Annotated in this window: 2 protein-coding genes; both read left to right on the top strand. The window is 71.5% G+C overall.

Annotated elements, in window-relative coordinates:
* Positions 1-26 precede the first annotated feature (26 nt).
* A complete protein-coding gene (locus tag H4W80_RS26160; RefSeq protein ID WP_192787516.1) occupies positions 27-845 on the top strand; it encodes a hypothetical protein in 819 nt (272 codons plus the stop codon).
* A gap of 2 nt (positions 846-847) precedes the next feature.
* Positions 848-3928 (top strand): non-ribosomal peptide synthetase, encoded by a 3081-nt coding sequence (locus H4W80_RS26155; RefSeq protein WP_192787515.1) that lies wholly within the window; start codon positions 848-850, stop codon positions 3926-3928.
* Positions 3929-3957 lie beyond the last annotated feature (29 nt).

Below are 3957 nucleotides of genomic sequence, written 5' to 3'. Positions count from 1 at the left end.
GCAGAACTCCGATCAAAGGAATGATCATGACCCTGGTAACCACTTGGACGACGATCAAAGCATCCAATTCGGCGGAACTCGTCCTCTGCGTCGACTTCACGGAGACCGGCCGCGCGGAGGCGGGCTTCCCCGACCTGGTGGCGAACATCGACTATGACGCGACCTTCTGGCACGTGCGCCCGCCCGCCGTGACGCCCGGTTGCGGGATCGACGGTGCCGCCTATGTCCGTTCCTGGGTGGAGCCCATCAAGGAGAGCGGCAGGAAGGTCCACGCGGTCATGGGCTACTGCGTGGGCGCCGTCTACGCGGCCGAGCTGGTCGACCGGCTGGCCGAGCTGCAGGGGTCGGCGCCCGAGCTGATCCTCTTCGACCCGGAGCCCACGAGCCTGGAGAACGTCTACTTCCAGTTCGGCAAGGTCTTCGGCATCCTCTCCTCGATCCTGAACGAGGAGGACGTCGCCCAGATCAGGGAGACCATGGACACGACGCTCCAGGTCGAGGGGATCACGGTCGAGGGCTACGCCGCCCAGCTTTATGCCACCTTCCGCGAGGTCGGGCACCGCGCGTTCGAAAGGGCCGGGTTCGACCCGGAGTACTCCGAGGAGATGTGGGAGACGTTCAGCGCCTTCCTGGCCTTCCTCACCTATGCCGACCATCTGGACCCCTGGGAGGGGTGGCTGCGCGCCACCGCGGTGAGCTCATCCAACCCGAGGAACGGCCTCAACCGGCTGCGTGACTCCGGCCGCACCGTCGTGGCCGAGGAGCTCAGGTTCGAGGAGAGCCACGACGTGCTGCTCACCTCGGACGAGGTCGCCAGGGCCGTCACCAAGCTGCTGGAGAGATGATCATGGAGCAGATGCTGGGTCAGCGCGCCTCGCGCAAGGAGCAGGCGCTGTGGATGCTGGAAGAGCTGGTCCCCGGTACCGGGGTGAACAACCTGGGCGTGGCGTTCAGCGTGGCGAGGCTGCCGAGCCGCACCCTCATGCTGGACGCGATCAACCACGTCGTGCGCCGGCACGAGATCCTGCGCACGGTCTTCGGGATCGAGGCCGAGGGCATGACGCGGGAGGTTCTGCCGCCCGAGTACGCCGAGCTGCGCTTCGAGGAGGCCGGCCGGGGCACCACGCGCGAGTGGCTGACGGAGTTCGTGGCCCGGCCGTTCCAGCCGGACGGCGAGCTGCTGGTGCGCGCCGCCGTGCTGGAGGAGGAGGCGGGCGAGGTCTACTGCCTGGCCATCCACCACTCGATCTTCGACGGGCTGTCGTCCGCGCTGCTGATGAACGAGCTCGCCGCCACCTACAACGCCCTCGCCGCGGGTGAGTCGCCCCCGCGCGACACCGTCCCGGCCTGGGAGGAGCCGGCCGCCAACCCGCGCAGCCGGGAGTTCTGGCACGACAAGCTGGACGGGTTCCGCGCCGACGAGCTGGACCTGTGGTGCGAGCAGCCGGAGGCCTCGCAGGTCACCCTCCTGGGCGACGTGGTCAACTGGGAGCTGTCCCCCGCCGCGCGCGACGCGGCGCGGCGGATGCAGCGCGAGCTGCGGGCGCCGGAGTCGGTCGTCCTCATGGCCGCGTACGGCGTGCTGCTCGCCGCCCACGGGGCCGGCCCCGACCTCACCATCGGCTCGCCCGTCAGCGTGCGGGCACCCGAGGCCGCCACCCGGATCGGCTACCACATCAACGTGCTCACCCTGCGCACCCGGGTGCAATCGGCGAACACCTTCCGCACCTACACGCGGCTCACCCGCCGCACGTTCATGGAGGCCATGTCGCACGCCGACCACCCGGTGGACGACCTGCTGGAGATCGTTCCCCGCGACGGCTGGCGCAACAACCTCTTCCGGCACACCTTCAACTACGTGCCCGCCGACCTGTCCGCCGAGTTCATGCTGGGCGGGCTGCGGGCCGCGCAGGTGGTGATCGAGAACGGCTTCAGCAAGTTCGACCTGGAGTTCTTCGTCACCTCCACCCCCGAGGCGATCAGGATCAGGACGGCGTTCTGCGTGGACGTCCTGGACCGCGCCGACGTGGAGCTGCTGCTGGCCCGCTTCGACGAGCTGCTCGTCACGCTCGCGGAGCAGCCCGACACGCCGCTCTCGGACCTGTCCGTCTGGTGCTACCAGGACCGGGCGGCCATCGAGCTGGCCAACGCCACCGAGCGCGCCGTGACGCCGGCGACCGTACTGGACAAGATCGCCCGCCAGGTCTCCGCCGCGCCGCCGGAGGACACCGACGCGGTGCTCGACGGCGAGCGCCGCGTCGGGTTACGCCGCCTGTGGGCCGCCGCCGAGGCCACCCGCGACGCGCTGCGGGCCGCCGGCGTGGGCCGGGGCGACGTCGTCGCGCTGCTCGCGCGGCGCGGCCCCGAGCTGGCCGCGGCCGCCGTCGGCGTGTGGCTCGCCGGGGCGGCGTACCTGCCGCTCGAGCCCGACCACCCGCAGCAGCGGCTCGACTACCAGCTCGACGACGCGGGCGCCGCCGTGGTCCTCGCGGGCGAGGGGATCGTCGTCTCCGGCGACCGTACGGTCCTGCCGCTGGTGTCCGTCGACTCGGTGACGCCGGTGTCCGGCACGGTGACGGCGTTCGGCAGCGTCAGGCCGGAGGACTGCGCGTACCTCATCTACACCAGCGGCTCCACCGGGCTCCCCAAGGGCACGCTGATCGACCACTACAGCCTCGCCAACCTGATCGCGCACTTCGCGCACCAGCTGGCCGTGAGCCCGGCGGACACCGTGCTCTGGCTGACCACGTTCAGCTTCGACATCTCCGCCCTGGAGCTGTTCCTGCCCCTGACGACGGGCGCGCGGCTGGCCGTCGCGCCGGACGACGCCCGCACCCAGGGCGAACCCCTCGCGGAGGCGCTGCGGCGCTACGACGTCACCATCGCCCAGGCCACGCCGACCACCTGGCGCCTGGTCATCGACCAGGTGGCCGGGCGGCTGGCCGGCCGCCGCGTGCTCTGCGGCGGCGAGCCGATGCCCGCCGTCCTGGCCAAACGGCTGTCCGCGACCGGGTGCGAGCTCTACAACGTGTACGGCCCCACGGAGACCACGATCTGGTCCACCTCCGGCCGCATCGACCCGGCCGCCGACCGCGTCGACGTGGGCGTCCCCATCGCCAACACCAAGGTGTACGTCTCCGCCCCCGACGGCCGCCCGCTGCCGATCGGGACCCGGGGCGAGCTCTGCATCGCCGGCGACGGGGTGGCCATCGGCTACCACGACCGCCCGGCGCTGACCGCCGAGCGGTTCGGCGAGCACCCCCAGTACGGCCGGTTCTACCGCACGGGCGACCTGGCCCAGTGGACCTCCGACGGCCGGCTGGAGATCCTCGGCAGGCTCGACCGCCAGATCAAACTGCGCGGCAACCGGATCGAGCTGGCCGAGGTCGAGGGCGTGCTGCTGAGCCACCCGGACGTCAGGGCCGCCGCGGTCGTGGTCGTCGGCGACCCCAGCGCCGACGCCGTCCTGTGGGCCTTCGTGGTGGCGCCGGAACGCCCCGAGGTCACCTCGGAGCTGTGGGAGCACGCCAGCGCCTCCCTCCCGTACGCCGCGACCCCCCAGGAGTACGTGACCGTGGACGCGTTCCCGATGACGGGCAACGACAAGGTCGACTACCCCGCCCTCCGCCGCCTGGCCCTGGAGCTGCGCGACGCCGAGGCCAGCGTGGAGGAGGCGGAACTCCCGTCCGAGAGCGGGGACCAACTGGTCGACTCCCTGGTGGCGCTCTGGAAGGTCATGCTCAACCGCACCGATCTCGGCCCCGACAGCCACTTCTTCGCGCTCGGCGGGCACTCGCTGCTGGCGGTCAAGCTGCTGCAGGAGATCAAACGGGCGACCCAGATCCGGCTCAAGCTCAAGGACATCTTCGAGGAGCCGACGCCGGCCGGGCTCGCCCGGAGGCTGCAGGCGGCCGGCGCGAACCTCTGACGAACCCGCGGCCGGGCCCACCCCCCGGC

The organism is Nonomuraea angiospora, from assembly GCF_014873145.1.
Taxonomy (GTDB): Bacteria; Actinomycetota; Actinomycetes; order Streptosporangiales; family Streptosporangiaceae; genus Nonomuraea; species Nonomuraea angiospora.
The sequence above is the reverse complement of the archived record's forward strand: the minus strand, read 5'-3'. Positions and strand labels throughout refer to the sequence as shown.